Here is a 20,651-nt window from a genome sequence, read left to right as displayed (position 1 = left end):
AAAAGGGTGGTTTGTAACCACCCTTTTTTTATGCTAATTTTTCTCTAATTTTTTGCTCTATTACTACAAACATAAAGAGTGCAAGCCCTGGAATATACATATAATACTTATAAGCTGGGCTTAACTTTAAATAGTGAACAAGTATTTCTGGATTAAAAAGGATTAATGCTGATGCAAGTAAAAATGGAATTTCAAACCATTTATTACTTGTAATAAGCCATCCTTGAAGTACACTGGTAAATGCAAAAGCAGCAAATACGGCCATAACAAAGATTAAAATACCTAATGGCCAGCTATAAACTTGGTGTAAGATAAGATCTGGGTTAAACACAAACATAAAAGGTATAATAGCTGTTCTCATATCATAAAGGAATCCTTGCAAACCTGTTGGAATAGGTTCAGAATCTGCTAAAGCAGCTGCTGCGTATGATGCAAGTCCCACAGGTGGTGTATCGTCAGCGAGAATACCAAAGTAGAAACAGAAAAGATGTGCAGCCATTAATGGTACGAAGAATCCGTATTTAGCACCGACTTCTACTATAATAGGTGCTGTTAGTGATGCCATAACTATATATGTAGCAGTAGTTGGAAGTCCCATACCTAAAAGCAAACTTGCTATAGCAGTAATTGCTAATAGTAAGAAAATATTCCCTTGTGAAAGGTTTTCAACAATCTCGGTAATCATACTACCGATACCTGTATTAACAAGCCCCACGATGATGCCTGCTGAAGCAGTAGCAAGGGCAACTGATACCATGTTTCTTGAGCCACCTACAAAACCACTTTTAATTATATTCAATGCATTTTTAAGCCAATTTTTATCTTGACTATCTTTACTTCTAGATCTGAAAAATTCTTGAATAAAAATCATCACTGTAAGAACAATGATAGCTCTAAATGCTGCAAGTTCGGGTGAATGTCTTAATACAACTAGTTCATATACAAGCATACCGATAGGTATGGTGTAGTGTATACCGTTTTTTAATGTTTTAAAAAAGTTAGGCAATTGTTCTTTTGGTAATCCTTTTAAACCGAGCTTACTTGCTTCAAGATGTGTAACGAAAAATAGGGCGAAATATGAAACAAAAGCTGGTATAGCTGCAGCTTTGACAACCTCGATATATGGTACATTTACATATTCGGCGATAATAAAGGCTGCTGCGCCCATAATTGGAGGCATAAGCTGACCATCAGTACTTGCAGCTACTTCTGTGGCTGCGGCTTTTTTAGCCGGATAGCCAACACTTTTCATAAGAGGAATAGTAAACGTACCTGTGGTAACAATGTTAGCAATACTAGAACCTGAAACTAAACCTGTTAAAGCACTGGAAACAATGGCAGCTTTTGCAGGTCCGCCCTTATATTTACCGAGAAGAGAAACTGCTAAATCGATAAAAAATTTACCTGCTCCTGCTTTGTCAAGCATCGAGCCTAAAAGAACGAATAAATAAACTATAGAAGCGGATACTCCTAGAGGAATTCCAAAAATTCCTTCGGTTGATAATGATATCTGGTTTACATATTTGGTAAGTGAGACTCCTTTATAAGCAAGTACTTCCGGCATGTAAGGGCCCAAAAAAGCATAAAGGGAGAAAGCTATTGCAATCATTGATAGAGCAGGCCCGATAGAACGTCTAGTGGCTTCTAAAAGTAAAATTATTAAAAGTAAGCCAAATACAACATCTCTGGTAAGGGGGCTACCTGCTCTCATTGCTATACCATTATAATCGATAACTATGTATAGAGCAGCAATGATACCTGCAATTGTAAAAATATAGTCAATGAGAGGTATTTTATCAGTGACACTTAAAAATCTTAGTACTTTTTTAGGTTTTTTGAAAAAAGGTATTGAAAGAAATACTAAAGCTAAAGCAAATGCCAAATGTATAGCTCTAACGTAGGTGCTATTTAATATTAAAAAACTAGCTAAAGCTAGCTGGAAAAAAGCCCATCCAATAGCTATTGAGTCAAAAATTATTTTTTCGTGAGGTCTAAATTCCCTTAACTCACCTGTTTCTTCTTTTAATATTTCTTGTGCTTTTTTTATATTTTCTGAGCTCATGGTACCCCCATTTATACATAAAAATAGGAGAGGGGTTTACCCTCTCCTGTGTATTTTTGGCAAAAACTTGATGATACTACTGAATGAGGTCTTTTCTGATGTATTTTATTAAACCAGCTTCTTTGTAGTATTTTAAAGCACCTTTGTGAATAGGAGCTGTTAAACCTTGAAGCATGTTTTCTTTTGTAAGCACAGAGTATGCTGGGTGAAGTTTTTTAAACTTATCAAGGTTATCGAAAACTTCTTTAGTGATAGCATAAACTATTTTAGCGTCAACATCCTTTGATGTTACGAATGTAGCTTTAACACCAACAGATGGTACATCTTCTTTATTAACAGCATTTGGATAGAATTTTACAGGGATTATTGATTTTGCATAGTAAGGATACTTAGTAACAAGTTTTTCAGCACCTTCCCCTGCGATTGGAACTAGTTTTACCTTAATTCTACCGGATGTAGCTTCTTTAATATTACCGTTTGGATGACCAACTGTGTAGAAGAAAGCATCGATTCTTTCGTCTTGAAGAAGACCTGGTGCTTCAACAGCTTTTGCGTATTCAGCTTTTATATCATTTTCACTAAGACCAAAAGCTGCAAGAACGTCTTTTGAGTTTTGAAGCTGACCAGAACCTGGGTTACCAATGTTTACTCTTTTACCTTTAAGATCTGCAGGTGAATTAATTCCTGCATCAGCTCTAGCAATTAATGTAATAGATTCTGGGTGAATAGAGAAAACACTTCTTAAAGCTTTTTGTGGACCTTTGTCTTTCCATTCAGCAAGTCCATACCAAGCTTGATACTGTCTGTCAGACTGTGCGATACCGAATTCAAGGTCGCCGCTTAATACAGCGTTGATGTTGTAAACTGAGCCACCAGTGGACTCAACGGTTACTTTAAGACCATAAACTTTAGACTTTTTGTTAACAATACGACCAATAGCGCCACCTGTAGGGTAGTAAACCCCAGTTACACCACCGGTCCCGATTGTCACAAATTTCATCCTACTGAAAGCATCTGGTGAAAGTGATGCAACAAATAGAAAAATTGCAATAATTGATAAAAGTTTTTTCATACCTACCTCCATGGGAATTTTGAAATCAATATACATAATTTTGTTTGATTGTCAAGTTGGTGTTAACCATAGGTAAAATGAACAAATTTCAGTATCTTGAAATACCTAATAAATAAAGAGAATTGCCAAAGTAGGGCCGAACAAAAAAAGTTAATATTTACTTTTTAAGAAATTTTGTTAGTTTTTAACGCTATGAAAAAAATAAAATTAGATGTTATTCCTGCACTGCCTGGTGTGTATATTTTTCTTGATGAAAAGAACCAACCTATTTATGTGGGTAAAGCTAGAAATATCAAAAAGAGAGTGAGCTCTTATTTTACTAAAGGAACCCAGACTATAAAAACTAAACTGATGTTAGAAAAGGCAAAAGATTTAAAATTTATTGTTACATCCAATGAAGTAGAGGCATTACTACTTGAGGCAAATCTCATTAAAAATGAAAAACCAAAATATAATATTTTATTAAAGGATTCAAAGAGTTATCCATATTTGAAAATTACAACTCATGAATATCCAAAAATTATTATTTCAAGAAAAATTGATAAAGATGGTAAATATATTGGTCCATTTGTAAATGTGGGCGATGTTAGAGGGTTACTCAAAGAAATATTAAAGCTTTTTCCCATAAGGACATGTAGTGAGGCAACGTTTAAAAAGGGTAAAATATGCATAAATTATCAAATTAAAAGGTGTAGTGGCCCTTGCGAGAAACTTATATCTAAAAGTGATTATCTGAAGAATGTGGAGAATATAGTTAAGGTTTTTAGTGGGCAAATAAAAGAAGTAGAAGATTATTTACGGGAAGAAATGCTTAAGGCGTCAAAAAAGCTTGAATTTGAGAAGGCGGCTGAGTTGAGAGATAGAATTGAAGGGCTAAAAAAATTATCAGTGAAACAGATTGCTGTTCTAAATGAGAATGTAAATATTGATATTTTTTATTTTAAAAACATGAAAGAAAATATATTTGGAATAGCGTATATTTTTGTAAGAGGGGGAAAGATTATTGGAGTTGATAAGAATTTTTTAGAGGAGAATTTGGAAGAGGATGATATTATAAGTTTTGTGAGTCAATACTATTACAAAAAATGGAGCAAACCTGAGAAGTTTGTAGTTATTTTCAATAATGAGGTGGTTTATTCTGATGTCTTAGAATCTGCAATGAAATCACTTTTTGAAGATAGCAAAATAAAGATGATGAAGAGAATAAAAAGAGAGATAATAGGTTTTGCTGAAAGAAATATTGAGGTTGCTTTCAAAAACTTTTATGAAGCAAAGTTAACTGATAAAGATTTATTAAATAGGTTAGCTAAAAGGTTTAGTTTGTCAAAAGTTCCCAACTTAATTGAATGTGCTGATATTTCACATTTAGGTGGAGAGTATACGGTAGGTGTTTCTATCGCCTATGAAAATGGAAAATTTAATAAAAGTGGATATAGAAGATATAAAATCAAAACTGTAGAAAATGATGATTTTGCAGCAATGTATGAGCTTTTTTACAGGAAGGGGCTTAGAATTAAAGAAGGAAAAGAACCTTTAGCTGATTTGTATATAATTGATGGAGGAAAAGGGCAGCTTTCAAGTGCCATAAGAGGATTTGAAGATGCGGGAGTGCAAGGAAATTTTATCGCAATCGCTAAGGGTAGGTCAAAAAAAGAAGATTTAAAAAGTCTGGTTTCAAAAGAAGAAGTGTTTTTGCCCGAAAGAAAAAATCCGATTACATTTCAAAGGGATGACAGTATACTTCTTTTTGTGCAGAAATTAAGGGATGAAGCTCATAGGTTTGCCATTGAATATCAAAGAAAGTTAATGCTGAAGAATATTAAAGAATCACCTTTAATAACAATAGAAGGAGTTGGAGAAAAAACAGCAAAAAAAGTTTTAAAAGCTTTTCCTGATATATATGTTAATAAAAATATTTCTTCAGAAGATTTGATAAACAAGTGTAAAATTCCTCAAAAGATTGCGGAAAAAATAATCGATTTTGTAAGAAATAAATCTTAAGTATGGAAAAACATCTTTAACAAACTGGCGTCACCCCATTTTTTATGAATTAAAAGAAGATTATTTTAATTTATCAATTAGTTATAGTGTAATAGTTTAGGAAAAACATTTTTCTCATCGTATATTAGAAATATGGAATAAACAATTAACAAAGAGTTAAAAAAAGGTTATGTAATGTATGGAGCACTGAAGGTGAACAAGGACATTTTTCTCATTGGTTGTAAGAAACCGTTGAGAATGTTGTCCCCACCTTCAGCTTTCCAAATACTGGACGGAACATTAGGCTACGAGCCTGTATTATGTTGCGATGATAGTATAAAGGGAAGCAAAGCTCAAGAAAAAATATAGGAGACATTATAAAATGAGAAGATTTGAAAATGTGGTAGGTATTGATGTATCAAAGTCGACATTGTCAATAAGTTTTTATGATGGATCTACGCACAAGTATTACGAGACGAGCAATAGTGTAAGATCTTTTACTAAAGATTTTCTTAAGAAAGTAAAAGGAGTAGATTGGTCGAAAGTACTTTTTATGATGGAAAGTACAGGAGTATATCATTTAAAATTAGCCACCCATTTGAGTAGGGAGTTAGGTTACGAAGTAAGTGTAGCTAATCCGATGTCAATAAAGAAATATTCAGATATGAATTTAAGGAAGGCAAAGACAGACAAATCGGATTCCAAATTGATAGCGGAATATGGGCTGGAATATGGTTATAAATGGAGATTTAAACCTAAGGATGAATTATATTATGAGATAGATAGTCGTTTAAAAGCAATAGAGGATTTTCAATCTCAGATAAATAGATTGAATAATCAGATAGAGGGATTTAGCCAATTGCCATATGAACAAGAAGAGGTTATATCGTGTTATAAAGATGTAATTTCCGCCTATAAGAGCAAGATTAAGAAATTGGAGCAGGAACTAGAGGTTTTGTTGAAAAGTCGTTATAGAGAGGAATATGAGTTAGTTATGAGTATTCCTGGAGTAGGTATGAAGTTAGCGTCGATAGTGTTGGGCAAATTGGAGTGTTTTCGTAATTTCAAGAGGGCGAAGGAGGTTGTTAGTTATATAGGTTTGTGTCCTTCTATTAGGGAATCTGGGACATCTGTAAGGGGAAGGGGACATATATCAAGGAGAGGAAATGCTTATATAAGGAAGATATTGTTTGTATGTTCATTGTCAGCGATACGGTATAATAAATTTTGTTCAAATTTGTATAGAAGGCTTTTATCATCAGGTAAAGCGAAGAAATTGGCGATAATAGCAGTAGCGAATAAATTGATAAGGCAAATATTTGGTGTATTAAAAAACGGTAGGCCATATGATCCAGAATATTTAAAAAATTTAACAGAGGTTACAGAAAATGGTTGACAATTAACACGGAACATTCTCACAAAACGTCCAGTTTTGTTCCGAGGCAAGTTCCTCTAAAACCGCCGTCCATGGCGGTTTTATGGGAACTTGAACCCGAAAAATGTTTTTTCTAAACTTATTAAATTAAGGTTCTTGCAAAAAATGGGGTGACGCCAGTTAACAAATTGTTGAAAACTTTTATTGTTTTAAGTTACTATAGCATTTTAAAAGAGCGTTTGCGGTAAGTAAGATTCTATCTTTTAAAGAATCCTTTAAGATGTATTCTTTATCGCTGTGATCATTGCCACCGATGGGGCCAAAGCCATCCAAAACGGGCGTACCTACTTCTGCAATAAAGTTTGCATCGGATACGCCATTGCGAAATTCTTCTTTGACTTTCATTTTTATATCTGTTGTAGCTTCTGTAACAATTTGAAATAGTCCAATATTGTTTTTTCTTTCCATACAAGGGCGCTCAGATGTTTTTATCAGTTGAAATTTTACGCCTTCTACATGGGTTGTTCTTGCAATATCTTTTATTTTTTCATTCAACGCCTTTGCATCTTCATTACAGGTGTATCTAATATCAATAAGGATTTCACAGTAATCCGGCACGGTGTTGGCACCTGTTCCACCTGTTATTTTTCCTACATTACATGAGATGTTTTTTTGGGAATCATTAAGGTGTTCAAATTGTATAATTTTGTAAGCCATTTCTAGGACTGCGGACTTTTTACCTTCAATTATAAAAGCAGCATGTCCTGCTTCTCCTTGAGTAATTCCTTTTAGGCCTATTTTACCTTTTCTTCCCGTAACTATTTCACCGTTTATTCCTCCGCCTTCAAATACAAAGGCAAACAGAGCGTCTTTTGCCATTTCTTGAATGATTTTTTTAGAATTTAATGAACCGATCTCTTCATCAGAGTTTATTAGAAAACGAACCGGAATATCATTTAATAAGTCCATATTATGTAAAAATTTTAAAGCATAAAGGACAACAATAAGTCCGCCTTTCATGTCATAGGTGCCTGGACCTTTAATCAAATTTCCATCAATGATAAAATTTTGAAAGTGAGAACTTTCCGGGAAAACGGTGTCCATATGGCCCATTAAGAGAACATAATTCTTCTCAACCTTTTTATTGTAAAGTAAAAGACAATTGTTTTCCAAGTGTGTTGTTTCAAGAAAAGGTGAAGCAGTCTGTCCAAATAAATCAAGACAGGTTTTAATTCCGGTAGAATTATAACTGTAAGAATTCGTTTCCACTAATTGTTGAAAGAGCATGAGCATTTCCTGCTCATGCTCCGTGTAAAATTTTTCAAATTGTTCTCTATTCATAATATTTCTTGAATGCAAATTTATCGTCATTGTAATACATATCAGGATTTGCGTCAGGATATTTCACTTCTTCACCGCTCCAAGGTTTTCTCAGAATAATTTCACCATTAACTCTATCTACAACATTTGTCCTATGAAGAGGTATTTTTCCACCTGCTGTGGCTATATATCTTGGGATGGCATCACCTGAAATATTTCCGTACATACCTTCAATAATATCCTGTCCCACTTCTATTGGCACTCTCATATGAGCAAATTGTGGGTTTCTATAACTACAGTTAAATACATAATATGGCCTTACATATGCTTCCTGAATTGTTTCACAAAGTTTCCACATTTTTACTTTTGTATCATTGATTCCTTTGAGAAGCACTGCCTGATTTAATACAGCAGAAACTCTCTTTGAAATCTGTTTAAATGCTTCTCTTGAAACTGGAGTAATTTCTTGTGCAGTATTAATCTGTGTAACTACTCTGAGAGGTTTTTTATCATTACTTTCTTCTAAAATATCAAGCAATTCATCATCAATTCTTTGTGGTGTTGTAACAGGAATTCTTGTCCCAATTCTTTTCATTTTTACATGTTCAATACTATCAAGTTCATCCAAAAGCCATTTTAAAAGCTTATTGGGCAGTACAAATGCGTCTCCACCTGTGACAAGGACATCTCTGATGTACTTATTATTCCTTATATAATTCAGTGCTTCTTCGTAAGCCTGTTTATTATAAATTCTGTCTTTTTTGCCAATATGGGCAATTCTTAGACAGTGAGTACAGTACATTGCACACATATTTGTGGATTTAATGGTTACAACTCTTGGATAAAATTGGTCGATGAGTCTTGCGGGTGAGTGGTCAGCTGCTACTGGAGGTATTTCTACACCGACATTGTCCACCATCTCACCTGTTGGAACTGACTGCAGGAGAACTGGATCATTTATGTTACCTGGCATTATTAAACTTGCATAGTATGGGGTGAGTCTCATTCTATAGTTTTGAGTAACTCGAAGGACATCTTTTATAGCTTTTGCGGGCAAGTCGATTATCTTTGATAAAGTTTCCACATCTTCAATGGCGTATTTCAATTGTCCTGAATAAGTGTTCCATTCTTCATTTGATATTCCTAATATCTCTTGTATTTTTTTCTTGTTTTCAACAATTTGATCCCAAAGTTCTATACCGCTTGGAGCTTCTGTATCTTTTTTTGCAAGATATTCTGCAACTCTGCTGTTTGCTTCTTCTACAATAGGCAATGCTCTAAGAACTCTACCTCCAACAGTAACGCCGTGCTCATCAATTTGACGATGTTTTTCTGCCAATTCAAACAGTTGTTCTTTTGTAAAGCCGAAGGATTCGGCAGAAATATTATCCATTTCTCTGTATTTTAACAATTTTCTAAAAAGCTCTACGATAGGACCTGTAAAATTTTCTTCCTTAGCTTTCTTATAAAGTTCATCAATTTCAATTTTTAGGAAATTGTAAACAGACTTTTTTTCTCCACTAAAAAGTTTTTCAAAAAGCTCCTTGGTAAACGAATCTTGAAAATTCATTTTTTCCTCCTTCAAAGTATAAAAATTGTATTTTCTACAAGTTTTTTCCCAAAATCGATACCTTCGGCCATATCTTCCCTGTTTTGGGCTACAGAGACGATCCTTGCCAAAAATGTTCCTGAGGTAATGATGAAATCATTTCCGATATGCTCCAATACCACATAATCTTTTTTCAATTTTCCTTGAGCAACTTTCTTAAATACTTCTCTTTCATCTTTAAATTGCGGGATATAGCCATCTGTGACGGTATTGGAAGGTACTTTAAAATTATAAGTTCCCCAATGGATATCTTTACAGTCTCTTTTTTCCACAGTGTTTTCAGGGAATTTGTTGTGCAAAACTGCATAAAGTTCCAATTCCGGCAGGTTGGGTGCATCCTTTGGAAGGCAATTTTCCAAAGTACAGCAAAATTCCAAAGTTGTTCCCTGCTTTCTTGCATTGATTTCTACAAAGTAGATATTTTGAGAATCATCCACTATATAATCACAGCCAAAAATTCCACGGTAGCCATATTTTCCTAAAATTTTGCCAATAGTTCTGGTATATTCATAGAGTTTATCGATGATATCATCTGGTAAAACAGAAGGATAAGTGGAGCCAGTGAATCTTGTCCCATCCACAATTCTTTGGTCTGCAACACCAGCAATATAAATATCGTTTTCATTTCCTACCACACCTAACACTGTGGGATCGTACTGATGAGGAATATATCTAGACATGAGGTAGTTGGTGTCAAAGCCTTTGTATTTATTGAATAAATCTCTTTTTGTGTAAGAAACCACACTATTTGCACCACCGGCGCTGTATTCCAAAGTAACAAAAATACCTTCATCCCATTCATCACGTAAACTTTCTGTTTCTTCGATAAGCTGTGTGAAAGTATTACAGATTTTATGCTCAACTACTGGTATTAAATCTTTCAAAAGGGTGTACTGGAAGATTTTATTGTTAAATTTTTCTACTAAAAATGGATCTGGACCTATCAGATGGACATTGTCTCTCTCAATTAATGTTAAATAAGGTGAGCTTTCAAACATATATACGTAGAGTTCTTTTTGGTTTTCAATAATCTTGTTTATCAATGAGTGGACATATTCATTATGTGAAACTGCTGTGTAAAATTCTCTTGAGGTAATTCTTGAACTGATTTTTCTCTTGTTGTGAGATCTTTTGATGTAATTTTCAACTACTGGATTTATTACAATTATATTATCATAATCATACTGTTCAAATACATCAGGGACAATGGCGAAAAAATCTATTTCTTTATCGGGAAAGAGTTTTTGGAGAGCTTCTTTGAAAAATAAATTGATTCCATAGGTTTTAAGTTCTCCAACATATAGAAAATAGTGCTTGTTGGGATCATATTCAAAATTGGTAAATAAGACATGTTCCATGATGGTCTCCCAGAATTATATGATGAAGAGTGCTATCTTTTTTCCTGTTTCAAAATAATGTTCCCTAATAACCTCTTCCACTAACTTTCTGTTTTCACTTAAAAGGGATTTTATGATTAAATCATGTCTCTTTTTGATCTCATCTGGTGTGTATATTTCAGTCCAGTTTTGAGAAAAAAGTATGTGGGAACGAAAGCTCAGTTTTTTTGTTTCATGAACAAGGAGTGCGTTGTCGCATTTTGAAAAAAGCAGTTCATGAAATTTATCGCCGGCTTCGATTAAGACTTCATTTTCATTATTTTTTGCAGACGTGAACATGGTGAGTGTAAGATTTTTCAAAGTTTCAATATCTTCATCAGTGAGCTTGAACATAGATTCTGCAACTGCAAACCCTTCTAAGACACCTCGTGTAGTGTAAATATTTATAATCTCTTTTGGTGTTAATTTACGAAGAAAAGTTCCTTTGTGAGGGATATATTCAAGGATTCTGTCTACTATCAGTTCCCTCAATGCTTCCCTTACGGGAGCTCTGCTGATATTTAAAATCTCTGCTATGGTACTTTCTTTGATTTGGTCACCAGGAGAGTACTCTCCTTTTAAGATCATATCGTAAATAAATTTCTTAACTTTATCTTTATACGTTTCTCTATCTAACATAAACCACCTTGTCAACAGTCGATTGTCGACAATATATATGATTTTTAAAACAATATGTCAAGTCATTTTGGTTGGATTTTCAAAAAATTTTTTAAAAGAGGTGTTACTTAAAACTGGAGTCACCCTAATTTTTTATGAGTTGAAGGATTTTTTTATAGTTGTCAATGGGTATAAGGGTTGTAAATGTTCAACGTTCAAAGTTCAAGGTTCAATGTTCAATGTTCAAAGTTTAAGAGAGGTTGAGGTTAAGGAAATAAATTTCAAGGATATTGCACAAAAATCAGTTGTCAAATTTTCTAGTTTTTCTTTCATTTTTTAATTAATGGCTGAACACAGCAGCTAATTTCTACTGAAAATTTCTTTTGAACATATTGTATGGGGATACCTCCATACCTTTTATATCGCAAGGGGAAAACTTCACCCTGTACACCCTGAAAAGCCTTAAAAAAATAAGGGACGTCTTACAACTATCTTATTATATTTTCATTTTTGGGTTAAATTTAATAATGTGTTTTGTAGTTTTAAATTCTGTTGATAAGATGTTTTTGTAAATATTCTTGCTATAATATGAAATTTTCTTGTATTTTAGTATGAAAATATTATAATATGAAATATGAGATTGATTAAAAGAACATTGACTCAAAAATTGATGAAAGCGCTGGATTTATCTCCCGTGGTTTTACTGGTTGGAGCAAGGCAGGTTGGCAAAACCACGCTTGTGAGGAATCTTGATAGAAATTACATTGTTTTTGATGATGTCTTGCAGCTTAATGCGGCTATTAATGACCCTATCGGTTATATCAACTCAATAAAAAAACCGGTTACTCTGGATGAAATTCAAAAAGCTTCCTTTTTACTCTCTTCTATCAAGCTGTTTGTTGATAAGCATGGTGTCTTCGGAGATTTTCTTTTAACAGGTTCTGCCAATGTATTGAATTTAAAAAATAATCAGGAAACTTTAGCTGGAAGAATGGTAGAATTAACTTTATTTCCTTTTAGTGCAAAAGAAAAAAATCGCAAACCTGATGAAAATCCTATTTTACAACTATTTGATAGCAATATCACAGAGATTGAAGTTAATGGTACGACAGATTTGTTGTATAAATTTATTTTAGAAGGAGGTTATCCCTTATCTTTTTTCAAAGATTCTGCAGAGGATCGGTTTATCTGGTTTAATTCTTATATAAGCACCTATATTGAGAGAGATATAAGAACAATTGGAGAATTAAGAGATTTAGACAATTTTATTAGATTTTACAATGTGTTATTCCCTCGCAGTGCTACTTTGCTGAATAAATCGGAAATTGCCAAGTTAACCAGCTTGAATATGGAAACCGTGGAAAATTATATTTCCTTACTTGAGAAAGTTTATCAGATTGCTTTATTGAGGCCGTATTTTGCAAATGTAAGTAAGAGGTTTGTAAAAACACCTAAAATATATGTAACCGATTCCGGAATTTTTTGTCATATTATTGGCATCAGGACAAAAGAGGATCTTTTAAAATCGGATTACAAAGGAGCCGTTTTTGAAACATTTGTTTTTTCCGAGATAATAAAACATATATCTTATTCTGATAGAATAATTGACCTTTGGTTTTACAGGACTCATGATAAAAAGGAAATTGATTTTATTCTTGAATCTTACGGTCAAAAGATTGCCATAGAGGTGAAGGCTGCACAAACAGTTTACACTGAGGATTTTAAACATATCGTAGATTTTCAAAAACATATAGATCCTGGTACTATCGGAATTGTTTTGTATATAGGGGATTCGGTAGTTCCCTTCGGGAAAAACCTTTATGCAGTTCCTATTAATATTTTTCTATAAATTACAGAGAGTAATCCTACTCACTGCGCTTATTTTTTTGGTTATCTAAATTACCATATTAATAAGATTGATTAATCAAATTTTTTTCGTTTTCCATCATACAGGTTTTATAAAAATGAGCCAAGCTGTTTATTTGAGAATATGAAAGTTGACATGCAGCAATTTCTTCAATTATTGTTGCAGGCACATCTGATAATAATGCTTTTAACATTTCTTTTCTCGTTTTTTCAGCAGGTTGTTCGAATTATACTTTGAGATTTAAGCGGAGGATTAATAATGTGTCCAGTAAATTTATTCTGTTGGTTGTGGCTATGAAAATTTCTTCGAAATTGTCCAGATATTTTAAAAAAGAATTTAATGCCCTAGTCTCTTGAAAAATAAAGATTTGTTATTTCAGTGAGGTGATAAAAGCCCCGTGGTATTTGTACCTGATTTTAGCTAAATACTTGTTGGCTTTATCTAGAGAATTAAAACCAGTAAGCCATACTCTGTAGAATTTTACACCTCTAATATAAGCTGTGAGAATTTTTGCATTTTTGAACTTATTTTTTAATCTTAAAGCATTCTCATAACTTTTGAATGAACCAATCTGTATTGCAAAATCACCTTTATCAAAGTCTATTCTTTTCCCTTTAACTTGATAAAAATCAGGACTTTCTGACAGTAAAGTAATTTTTACTTTTGCTGTTCCTTTTCCTACAATGCCTATCTTTTTAGCTGCTGCATATGACAAATCTATGATTCTTCCAGAGACGAATGGTCCTCTGTCATTGATTCTTACGGTTACTTCTTTGCCATTTTCAAGGTTTTTCACATGAACAATGCTCCCTAAAGGGAGTAACTTGTGAGCTGCTGTTAAACTATACATATTAAATCTTTCACCACTTGCAGTAAGTTTGCCATGTTCTTCTATACCATACCATGAGGCTATCCCCACCTGTTCAAAATCTTTAACTTTGGTATATGGATAGTAGATTTTTCCCCGTATTATATATGGCTTACCGTAATAAACTCCTTTTGCGTTATAGCGTGGAGGGCGGTGTTTTTTTGCACAACCGTTAAATAGAAGAAGTAGAGCAGCTACCACAAATAGTACTGTATATTTCTTTGACATTTTTAAGTCCTTCTTCAATACTTTCATAGGTAATTATATAGTCAATTTTAGCAGGCAAAGATTTTTTATAAAGAGGGTCATAGTAATTCACAAGGAGATTGTAGACAAAGTCAGAGTATCGCTTTTGTTTATAATATTCAAAAAGCTCACTTACTTTTTGCTGACCTAGGTATTTTTTAATTTTAGAAAGAGCTATGGATATTGAATTTTCGTCAGAGTATGGGAGATAATTATCAAGGGTGTATTTTACTCTAAAATCGATACTGGGATTTACAAGAATGCTTATTCCTGTATTCATCATGTTAAATAAAGAATTTGGTATTGTGACTTTGCCGATTTTTTTACTTTCTCCCTCAAGTATAACAAAATTATTGTAATTTGAGTCATAAAAATCTTTCCATATTTTTGTTTCAAAATATTTTTGCGTAATATGAGGAAATTCTGGTTCTCCTATAAAACCAAATGATGAGCCTTTATGGGCAGCCCCACCTTCAAGGTCTATGATGGGGAAATCTTCTGATTTTAATGTTCTTAAAATAGTAGTTTTTGCTGAACCTGTGGGACCATAGATTACTATGGTTTTTGGTTTGTATGATGAACCAAGTTGATATTCAAAAAAGTTAAAAACAAACTTCCTAAAAGTCTTATAACCACCTTTTAGTTTACTTACGTTTAAGCCTGAAAGCTTTGAAAAGGCTACCATAGCTTCGCTTCTATCTCCACCGCGCCAGCAATACATGATTGTGTTTTTGTTATTCTTGGTAACTATATCTTTTACTTGATTCATCAGGGTAGGTAGTTTTGGGCTTACAATTTCGATCCCCTTAAATTTTGCTGTATGGGCTCCTTCTTTCTTGTAAATAGTACCAATTATTGCCCTTTCTTCATCATCAAGTATAGGGATATTGACTGCATTAGGAAGGTGGTCTTCTAAAAATTCTGAAGGTGATCTTACATCAATAAGATTAAAATTTGATAGCCCCTTATTTAAGACATCTTCAAGTATAACTTCCTCAATATATAGCATTATTTCTTGAGGTGTTTTAAAATTTCAAGAAATTGCTTTACAGAGTTTCTAAGGGTTTTCTTTTTACTGTGAACAAGGTAGATATCTTTTTCAACTACAAGATCTACAATAGGTACACCAATAACCTCATCGCTGCATATTTCATTTTTTAAAGCGTATTCGCTCATAAAGCCGATCCCAAGTTTCCTTTTTACACTATGTAATACAGCATGGGTTGTGCTTACTGTTGCAACCACATTTAAGGAATCGAAATCGTAACCCTTTCTTTTCAAAGCGTGTTCCACTGCTGCTCTTGTACCAGAACCAAGTTCTCTTATAATAAAATTCTCATTTAAAATTTCCTCTAGGAAGATGCTGTCTCTGGTGTAAAAAGGATGTTCTTTATGAACAGCAAGAATGATATTGTCTTTCAAATATGGGGTGTATTCTAGCCCTTTTTTTGGAATTTTTCTTGAAACAAGAGCAAAATCTAGTATTCCATCAAAAACTCTTTGAACAATAGTTTGGGAATTGCCAACATCGATAGTAAAATAAGTTTTTGGATGTTTTTCTTTAAACTGCTTTATGGCTGTAGGAAGGATAAATTCTGAAAGGATTGTACTAGAACCTATTCTAATATGTCCACTGATTTCATGTAAGAATTCTTTGATTGCTTCGTAGGCTCTTTCCCTCAAGTCAAGCATATCCACGGCGTAGGGGTAAAATATTTCACCAGCTTCAGTGAGCAAAACTTCTTTTGATAATCTTTCGAATAGTTTGACACCCAACTCTTCTTCTAGGGAGTTGATGTGTGTGGATACTGTAGGCTGGCTAAGTAGTAATTTTTCTGCCGCTCTTGAAAAGCTTTTATATTTTGCAACAAATACAAATGCTTCTATCTGTTTGAAATCCATAAAATCCTCTCTTCCTCTCTTCAAGTTATTTTTATAATACTTACAAATATTATTAAAAATATTATAGAAAAAATCAATAGTAAAATGACGTAAACATTAGTGTTAAATAAGACTTACGTTTAACGAAATATTAAGATTTTTATTGTGTGTAATATTTCTTTATAAATTGATACACAAGCCTTAATCCAAATCCTGTGGCTCCTTTTCCAAATATATGATGTTTATCTTCAATATAAGCAGGTCCTGCAATGTCCAGATGTATCCATGGATAATTATCTACAAACTGCTGAAGGAAAAGAGCAGCTATGATAGAGCCAGCTTCGCCTCTTTTTTTTGCAATATTGATAAGGTCTGATATATCCCCTTTTATCCTTTTTTCATAATCTTCAAAAAGAGGCAGTTCCCATATGTCTTCAGCTAGGTCATAAGAGAGATCTAAAATGTTTTTGGCTAGGAAACGTCTGTTTGAAAATAATCCTGCACAGTAAGAGCCAAGTGCTACAACACAGGCACCAGTGAGGGTAGCCATATCAATTATTACATCAGGGTCGGTTTGTGTAGCTTCATAAAGGGCATCAGCCAAAATCAATCTTCCCTCTGCATCGGTATTTAATATTTCAACAGTTTTACCGGATTTGGATTTTATTATATCGCCAGGTTTGTAAGAATTATTGCTTATTATATTTTCCACAAGTGGGAGATAGCAGTAAACATTTACTTTTTCCTCAAGGTCGTGTAACGTTTTAACAATTCCAAAAACTGTGGCAGCACCTGCCATGTCTGTTTTCATTGTCTCAATATGGCCAGTGGGTTTTAAATTCATTCCACCAGAATCGAAAGTAACCCCTTTGCCTACAAGAGCTATATTATCCTTACTCTCGGGTCGACCTTTATATTCGATTTTTACCAGGCATGGTTTATTTGCTCCACCTTTACCCACAGCCACAATCAGATTGAATTCTTCCTTAACCAAATCTTCATAATTAAGGATTGTTACTTTTAATCTATCAGTTTCAAAGCTTTTGATAAACTGTGCAAACTTTTCGGGATATAGATCTGAATGGGGAGTATTTACAAGGTCTCTTACTATATAAATGTTTTTAAAGATAGTATCCAATAATGGAAGTTCGCTATCGAAGATTTTTTTGGTTTTATTGCTATTGGTGATTATTTCAATCTCTTCAAGTTCATAATCATTGCTATCGCTTTTGTATTTATCAAACTCATAAAGACCAAAATATATTCCTTCTACAAATGATTTGGTGTAGTTAAAATCTTTCCTTTCACTATAAAGGTCTTCAAATGCAAGCATAGAAAAGGTGTATATCTTATCTTTTTTAACAATCTCTGCAAATTTGTTACCAAGTTTCATGTACTCTCTATATTCTTCAATTTCTTTTGGGATACTCATGAGGTAGATTTTTTTTAGCTTTTTATTGATTTCAAGATAAAAACTTTTAATCTCTGTCTCTTCAAAATTGAAAAAGTCAGAATCTAAAATCTTTTTTATCTCTTCGTCTAGTTTTTTACCAGTGAGAGGCTTTAATGTTTCAATATTTCTGAATACTGGGATAAGAATGGCTTCTTTTTTACTTCCAAGAGCGGTTTTTTTCCTACATACTATTTTCATCATATGACTCCTTGTGTCATAAATGTATTGACCTGCAATTTTTTATCTATTGGTTTATACATTTTTATATGATTGAATTCAACCCCTAAAGCTTCTTTCAGTACTCCATCATGTATTGCCCAACTTCTACCCCATACATTGTTCCAATATTCCTGTTTTCTGAAGATATTGGAGTTATCCAATTTCTTATATAAAAGACCTTCTGGATAAAATTCCTTATCAATTTTAAGCATAAGTTTTTTGCCATCAATATATCCAAACCCCTTTTTTTCATAAAAAATGGCACTGGCATAACCAAGAGGGTCTGTTTCAATGAGATGTTTTTCAGTGTATCTGCAAAAGGACTCAAGGTTTTCTAGTAAATTATCAAAAAGATTTAAACCTTTTCTTGATTGATGAGGGTATAGTCCAGCTTTCAAGGCTTTTGTTTCTTCTTCAATATTTCTTTCAGCTGTGGCAAAGTAATTTCTATGTCCGAATCTGTCGTGGTAGACATCAAAAAAAGGAGCATTTGGGTCCCCAATGACAATTAAAGACAGTTCAAGTTGGTAGTAAATGGTATCGGCAATTTCAAGAAGGAAAATCCAGTCTTTCTGATTTTTGTCTATTTTTATTTCGATTTTTACAAAGTCTGTGCCAGGTTCACAAAACAGTCTGAAATAATATTTATTTTTTAACTCATCAAAGTTTTTTATCCCAAGTATCTGATAAAGTTTTTCAGGGATGAAATGAGAGTATATTTTCTCTTTTTCTGCGTAAGAAAGTTGATTTATATCTGAGAGGTAGAGAAGATTTTCTTTTCTTAATTTTTCAAAGGTATAGTTTTGATTTATCATTGCGTATTTCTAATATTTATTTTTGATAAATGATGACATACATAATCATAACGAATGAGTGCCCTAATGTTGTTATCCTGAACGTCTTTGAAATAGTTGCACTTCATTTCTAAGATAGTTTTTTCTATTAACTTCAGAGAAATAAAAAGAATAGGTGCAAGCCCCTTTGAACCATAACAAAGATTTTGGTCCAAAGGGGCGCTGTTTTTGTTTATTATTATCATTAATTTTTACCAAGTTTTTTTTCTTCCTCCATTTTTCTGAGTTCAACCCTTCTGATTTTACCACTTACAGTTTTTGGAAGCTCTTTTACAAATTCAATTTCACGAGGATATTTGTAGGGAGCGGTTTCCTTTTTAACATGCTCCTGCAACTCTTTTATCAAGTCATCACTTGGTTCAACGCCTGGCTTTAAAACGATAAAAGCCTTTACAATGGTGCCACGTATTTTATCAGGTGAGCCCACTACAGCACTTTCTGCTACAGCTGGGTGACTTTGAAGTGCACTTTCCACCTCAAAAGGGCCAATCCTGTAGCCACTTGCTTTAATTACATCATCGGCTCTTCCTACAAACCAGAAATAACCATCTTCATCTTTATAAGCCTTATCTCCGGTGAAGTACCAGTCACCTCTAAAGGCTTCTTTTGTGGCTTCTTCATTTTTATAGTATCCTTTAAATACTCCAATAGGATGATTAGGTTTTACTTTTATTGCGATATGACCTACTTCGCCAGTTGGCAAAGGATTGCCATCATCATCTACTACATCCACATGAAAACCAGGAGTAGGTTTGCCCATAGAGCCTGGTTTTATTTTTAAACATGGGAAGTTGGCAATGGTATTAACCGTTTCTGTCTGACCATAACCATCATAAATTGTTGTACCGGTATGTTCTTTCCAGATTCTAATCACTTCAGGATTTAAAGGTTCGCCTGCACTGATGGAGTGTCTGAGTGCAGAAAAATCGTATTTTTTCAAATCTTGTAAGATCAGCATTCTATAGGCAGTAGGTGGTGCACAGAAGGTTGTTACACCATATTTTTCCATAATATAAAGATGCTTTTCAGGATCAAATTTATCAGCTGCATTGTGCATTAAAACGGTAGTACCAATTATCCATTGTCCAAACATTTTACCCCAAACTGCTTTACCCCAACCAGTATCACTCAACGTCCAGTGGAGATCTTTTGGTGTGAGATCTTGCCAGAATTTTGCGGTGATTAGGTGGGCGAGAGCATAAGAGTGTTCATGCATAACCATTTTTGGAAATTTGGTGGTTCCACTTGTAAAATATATAATCATTGGATCAGTACTTTTTGTAGGTTCAACATCTTCACGGGACAATTTGTAAGAAGCTTTTGCCATAAGTTCTTCAAAACTATCCCACCCTTCATATTTTCCACCAACAACTATTTTTTCTGTGAGGGAAGGAAGTTCTAGTTCATCAAACTTTTCAATGCTTTCAATATGAACAATTGCACCTTTTGCCTCAGCTGCATCGATCCTGTATTTAATATCTTTTGGTTGCAGGATTTTTGGAGCAGGCATAGGTATTACACCCACTTTGAAGCAGCCAAGCATTATAGAATACCAATCAGGTATTCTGGGCACCATTACATAAAGTTTATCTCCTTTTTTAAATCCTTTCGAAATTAATACATTTGCAAACTGATTTGACATCTTCTTTAAATCAAAGAAGGTGTATTTTTGATGAGTATCTCCGTCTGTATCTACCCATATTAACGCAAGTTTACTTCTATCCTCTGCCCATTTGTCTATAACATCAAAACCAAAATTATAGTAAACTGGAACATCCAATTTGAAATTCTTTACCGTTTCATCATAGTTTTCCATATTGTGTGCCATTATATCCTCCTCACTTTGTGTAT

At 33.6% G+C, this 20,651-nt stretch carries 18 protein-coding genes; 3 read left to right on the top strand and 15 right to left on the bottom strand.

Annotated elements, in window-relative coordinates; all coding sequences use genetic code 11:
- Positions 1-28: 28 nt before the first annotated feature.
- Positions 29-2,062: a TRAP transporter permease gene (locus tag FHQ18_RS05445; protein WP_149266155.1), complete on the bottom strand. Its 2,034-nt coding sequence runs from the start codon at positions 2,060-2,062 to the stop codon at positions 29-31.
- A 76-nt stretch (positions 2,063-2,138) separates the two neighbouring features.
- Complete coding sequence (locus FHQ18_RS05440) at positions 2,139-3,134, bottom strand: TAXI family TRAP transporter solute-binding subunit (protein WP_149266154.1); 996 nt, start codon at positions 3,132-3,134, stop codon at positions 2,139-2,141.
- A 192-nt stretch (positions 3,135-3,326) separates the two neighbouring features.
- Here FHQ18_RS05440 and uvrC point away from each other — a divergent pair, with 192 nt between their 5' ends.
- Positions 3,327-5,135 carry an excinuclease ABC subunit UvrC gene (uvrC, locus tag FHQ18_RS05435; RefSeq protein WP_149266153.1) on the top strand — a complete coding sequence of 603 codons (1,809 nt, stop codon included), beginning with the start codon at positions 3,327-3,329 and terminating at the stop codon, positions 5,133-5,135.
- Between the two features lie 361 nt (positions 5,136-5,496).
- Complete coding sequence (locus tag FHQ18_RS05430; RefSeq protein WP_149265152.1) at positions 5,497-6,510, top strand: IS110 family RNA-guided transposase; 1,014 nt, start codon at positions 5,497-5,499, stop codon at positions 6,508-6,510.
- A 180-nt stretch (positions 6,511-6,690) separates the two neighbouring features.
- Here the strand turns inward: FHQ18_RS05430 and FHQ18_RS05425 are convergent, their stop codons facing one another.
- The 4 genes from FHQ18_RS05425 to FHQ18_RS05410 are packed head-to-tail and all read right to left on the bottom strand — an operon-like array spanning position 6,691 to position 11,433.
- Positions 6,691-7,830, bottom strand: coding sequence for a M20 family metallopeptidase (locus FHQ18_RS05425; RefSeq protein ID WP_223144586.1), 1,140 nt, complete (start codon positions 7,828-7,830; stop codon positions 6,691-6,693).
- Positions 7,823-9,379, bottom strand: coding sequence for a KamA family radical SAM protein (locus FHQ18_RS05420; RefSeq protein WP_149266151.1), 1,557 nt, complete (start codon positions 9,377-9,379; stop codon positions 7,823-7,825). Before FHQ18_RS05420 ends, FHQ18_RS05425 begins: the two co-directional genes overlap by 8 nt.
- A gap of 11 nt (positions 9,380-9,390) precedes the next feature.
- Complete coding sequence (locus FHQ18_RS05415) at positions 9,391-10,776, bottom strand: ATP-grasp domain-containing protein (RefSeq protein ID WP_149266150.1); 1,386 nt, start codon at positions 10,774-10,776, stop codon at positions 9,391-9,393.
- Positions 10,777-10,791: 15 nt separating this feature from the next.
- Positions 10,792-11,433, bottom strand: a complete 642-nt coding sequence (locus tag FHQ18_RS05410) for a GntR family transcriptional regulator (protein ID WP_149266149.1) — start codon at positions 11,431-11,433, stop codon at positions 10,792-10,794.
- A 613-nt stretch (positions 11,434-12,046) separates the two neighbouring features.
- On the opposite strand from FHQ18_RS05410, the gene FHQ18_RS05405 reads away from it, so the two are divergent.
- Positions 12,047-13,261 (top strand): ATP-binding protein, encoded by a 1,215-nt coding sequence (locus tag FHQ18_RS05405; protein WP_246798654.1) that lies wholly within the window; start codon positions 12,047-12,049, stop codon positions 13,259-13,261.
- A gap of 58 nt (positions 13,262-13,319) precedes the next feature.
- Here FHQ18_RS05405 and FHQ18_RS12610 read toward each other — a convergent pair whose 3' ends face one another.
- The 9 genes from FHQ18_RS12610 to FHQ18_RS05370 all read right to left on the bottom strand — a co-directional run bounded on the left by FHQ18_RS12610 (position 13,320) and on the right by FHQ18_RS05370 (position 20,628).
- Positions 13,320-13,472: a hypothetical protein gene (locus tag FHQ18_RS12610; protein ID WP_188020349.1), complete on the bottom strand. Its 153-nt coding sequence runs from the start codon at positions 13,470-13,472 to the stop codon at positions 13,320-13,322.
- A 33-nt stretch (positions 13,473-13,505) separates the two neighbouring features.
- Complete coding sequence (locus tag FHQ18_RS12950) at positions 13,506-13,640, bottom strand: AAA family ATPase (protein ID WP_425457883.1); 135 nt, start codon at positions 13,638-13,640, stop codon at positions 13,506-13,508.
- Between the two features lie 9 nt (positions 13,641-13,649).
- Entirely contained in the window at positions 13,650-14,375 is a 726-nt protein-coding gene (locus FHQ18_RS05400; protein ID WP_149266148.1) for a septal ring lytic transglycosylase RlpA family protein, read from the bottom strand.
- Positions 14,320-15,402, bottom strand: coding sequence for a tRNA 2-selenouridine(34) synthase MnmH (gene mnmH / locus FHQ18_RS05395; protein ID WP_149266147.1), 1,083 nt, complete (start codon positions 15,400-15,402; stop codon positions 14,320-14,322). Before mnmH ends, FHQ18_RS05400 begins: the two co-directional genes overlap by 56 nt.
- Positions 15,402-16,295 carry a selenium metabolism-associated LysR family transcriptional regulator gene (locus FHQ18_RS05390; protein WP_149266146.1) on the bottom strand — a complete coding sequence of 298 codons (894 nt, stop codon included), beginning with the start codon at positions 16,293-16,295 and terminating at the stop codon, positions 15,402-15,404. Before FHQ18_RS05390 ends, mnmH begins: the two co-directional genes overlap by 1 nt.
- Positions 16,296-16,434: 139 nt before the next feature.
- Complete coding sequence (locus FHQ18_RS05385; RefSeq protein WP_149266145.1) at positions 16,435-17,925, bottom strand: leucyl aminopeptidase family protein; 1,491 nt, start codon at positions 17,923-17,925, stop codon at positions 16,435-16,437.
- Positions 17,925-18,761: a hypothetical protein gene (locus FHQ18_RS05380; RefSeq protein ID WP_149266144.1), complete on the bottom strand. Its 837-nt coding sequence runs from the start codon at positions 18,759-18,761 to the stop codon at positions 17,925-17,927. Before FHQ18_RS05380 ends, FHQ18_RS05385 begins: the two co-directional genes overlap by 1 nt.
- Positions 18,758-18,985 carry a hypothetical protein gene (locus FHQ18_RS05375; protein WP_149266143.1) on the bottom strand — a complete coding sequence of 76 codons (228 nt, stop codon included), beginning with the start codon at positions 18,983-18,985 and terminating at the stop codon, positions 18,758-18,760. The genes FHQ18_RS05380 and FHQ18_RS05375 overlap by 4 nt, the downstream gene beginning before the upstream one ends.
- Positions 18,985-20,628 (bottom strand): acetate--CoA ligase, encoded by a 1,644-nt coding sequence (locus tag FHQ18_RS05370; RefSeq protein ID WP_149266142.1) that lies wholly within the window; start codon positions 20,626-20,628, stop codon positions 18,985-18,987. The genes FHQ18_RS05375 and FHQ18_RS05370 overlap by 1 nt, the downstream gene beginning before the upstream one ends.
- Between the last annotated feature and the right edge of the window lie 23 nt (positions 20,629-20,651).

Origin of the sequence: Deferribacter autotrophicus (genome assembly GCF_008362905.1) — a bacterium.
Taxonomy (GTDB): domain Bacteria; phylum Chrysiogenota; class Deferribacteres; order Deferribacterales; family Deferribacteraceae; genus Deferribacter; species Deferribacter autotrophicus.
This window is presented reverse-complemented; position numbering and strand designations above follow the sequence as displayed.

Bases quoted from the DNA above. Each gene is read 5' to 3' on its own strand.
- uvrC (WP_149266153.1), top strand. From the start codon at position 3,327: ATGAAAAAAATAAAATTAGATGTTATTCCTGCACTGCCTGGTGTGTAT.
- FHQ18_RS05410 (WP_149266149.1), bottom strand. From the start codon at position 11,433: ATGTTAGATAGAGAAACGTATAAAGATAAAGTTAAGAAATTTATTTAC.
- FHQ18_RS05430 (WP_149265152.1), top strand. From the start codon at position 5,497: ATGAGAAGATTTGAAAATGTGGTAGGTATTGATGTATCAAAGTCGACA.
- FHQ18_RS05390 (WP_149266146.1), bottom strand. From the start codon at position 16,295: ATGGATTTCAAACAGATAGAAGCATTTGTATTTGTTGCAAAATATAAA.
- FHQ18_RS05380 (WP_149266144.1), bottom strand. From the start codon at position 18,761: ATGATAAATCAAAACTATACCTTTGAAAAATTAAGAAAAGAAAATCTT.
- FHQ18_RS05370 (WP_149266142.1), bottom strand. From the start codon at position 20,628: ATGGCACACAATATGGAAAACTATGATGAAACGGTAAAGAATTTCAAA.
- FHQ18_RS05420 (WP_149266151.1), bottom strand. From the start codon at position 9,379: ATGAATTTTCAAGATTCGTTTACCAAGGAGCTTTTTGAAAAACTTTTT.
- FHQ18_RS05415 (WP_149266150.1), bottom strand. From the start codon at position 10,776: ATGGAACATGTCTTATTTACCAATTTTGAATATGATCCCAACAAGCAC.
- FHQ18_RS12610 (WP_188020349.1), bottom strand. From the start codon at position 13,472: ATGTTAAAAGCATTATTATCAGATGTGCCTGCAACAATAATTGAAGAA.
- FHQ18_RS05445 (WP_149266155.1), bottom strand. From the start codon at position 2,062: ATGAGCTCAGAAAATATAAAAAAAGCACAAGAAATATTAAAAGAAGAA.
- FHQ18_RS05375 (WP_149266143.1), bottom strand. From the start codon at position 18,985: ATGATAATAATAAACAAAAACAGCGCCCCTTTGGACCAAAATCTTTGT.
- FHQ18_RS05425 (WP_223144586.1), bottom strand. From the start codon at position 7,830: ATGAATAGAGAACAATTTGAAAAATTTTACACGGAGCATGAGCAGGAA.
- FHQ18_RS05405 (WP_246798654.1), top strand. From the start codon at position 12,047: ATGAGATTGATTAAAAGAACATTGACTCAAAAATTGATGAAAGCGCTG.
- FHQ18_RS05385 (WP_149266145.1), bottom strand. From the start codon at position 17,925: ATGAAAATAGTATGTAGGAAAAAAACCGCTCTTGGAAGTAAAAAAGAA.
- mnmH (WP_149266147.1), bottom strand. From the start codon at position 15,402: ATGCTATATATTGAGGAAGTTATACTTGAAGATGTCTTAAATAAGGGG.
- FHQ18_RS05400 (WP_149266148.1), bottom strand. From the start codon at position 14,375: ATGTCAAAGAAATATACAGTACTATTTGTGGTAGCTGCTCTACTTCTT.
- FHQ18_RS05440 (WP_149266154.1), bottom strand. From the start codon at position 3,134: ATGAAAAAACTTTTATCAATTATTGCAATTTTTCTATTTGTTGCATCA.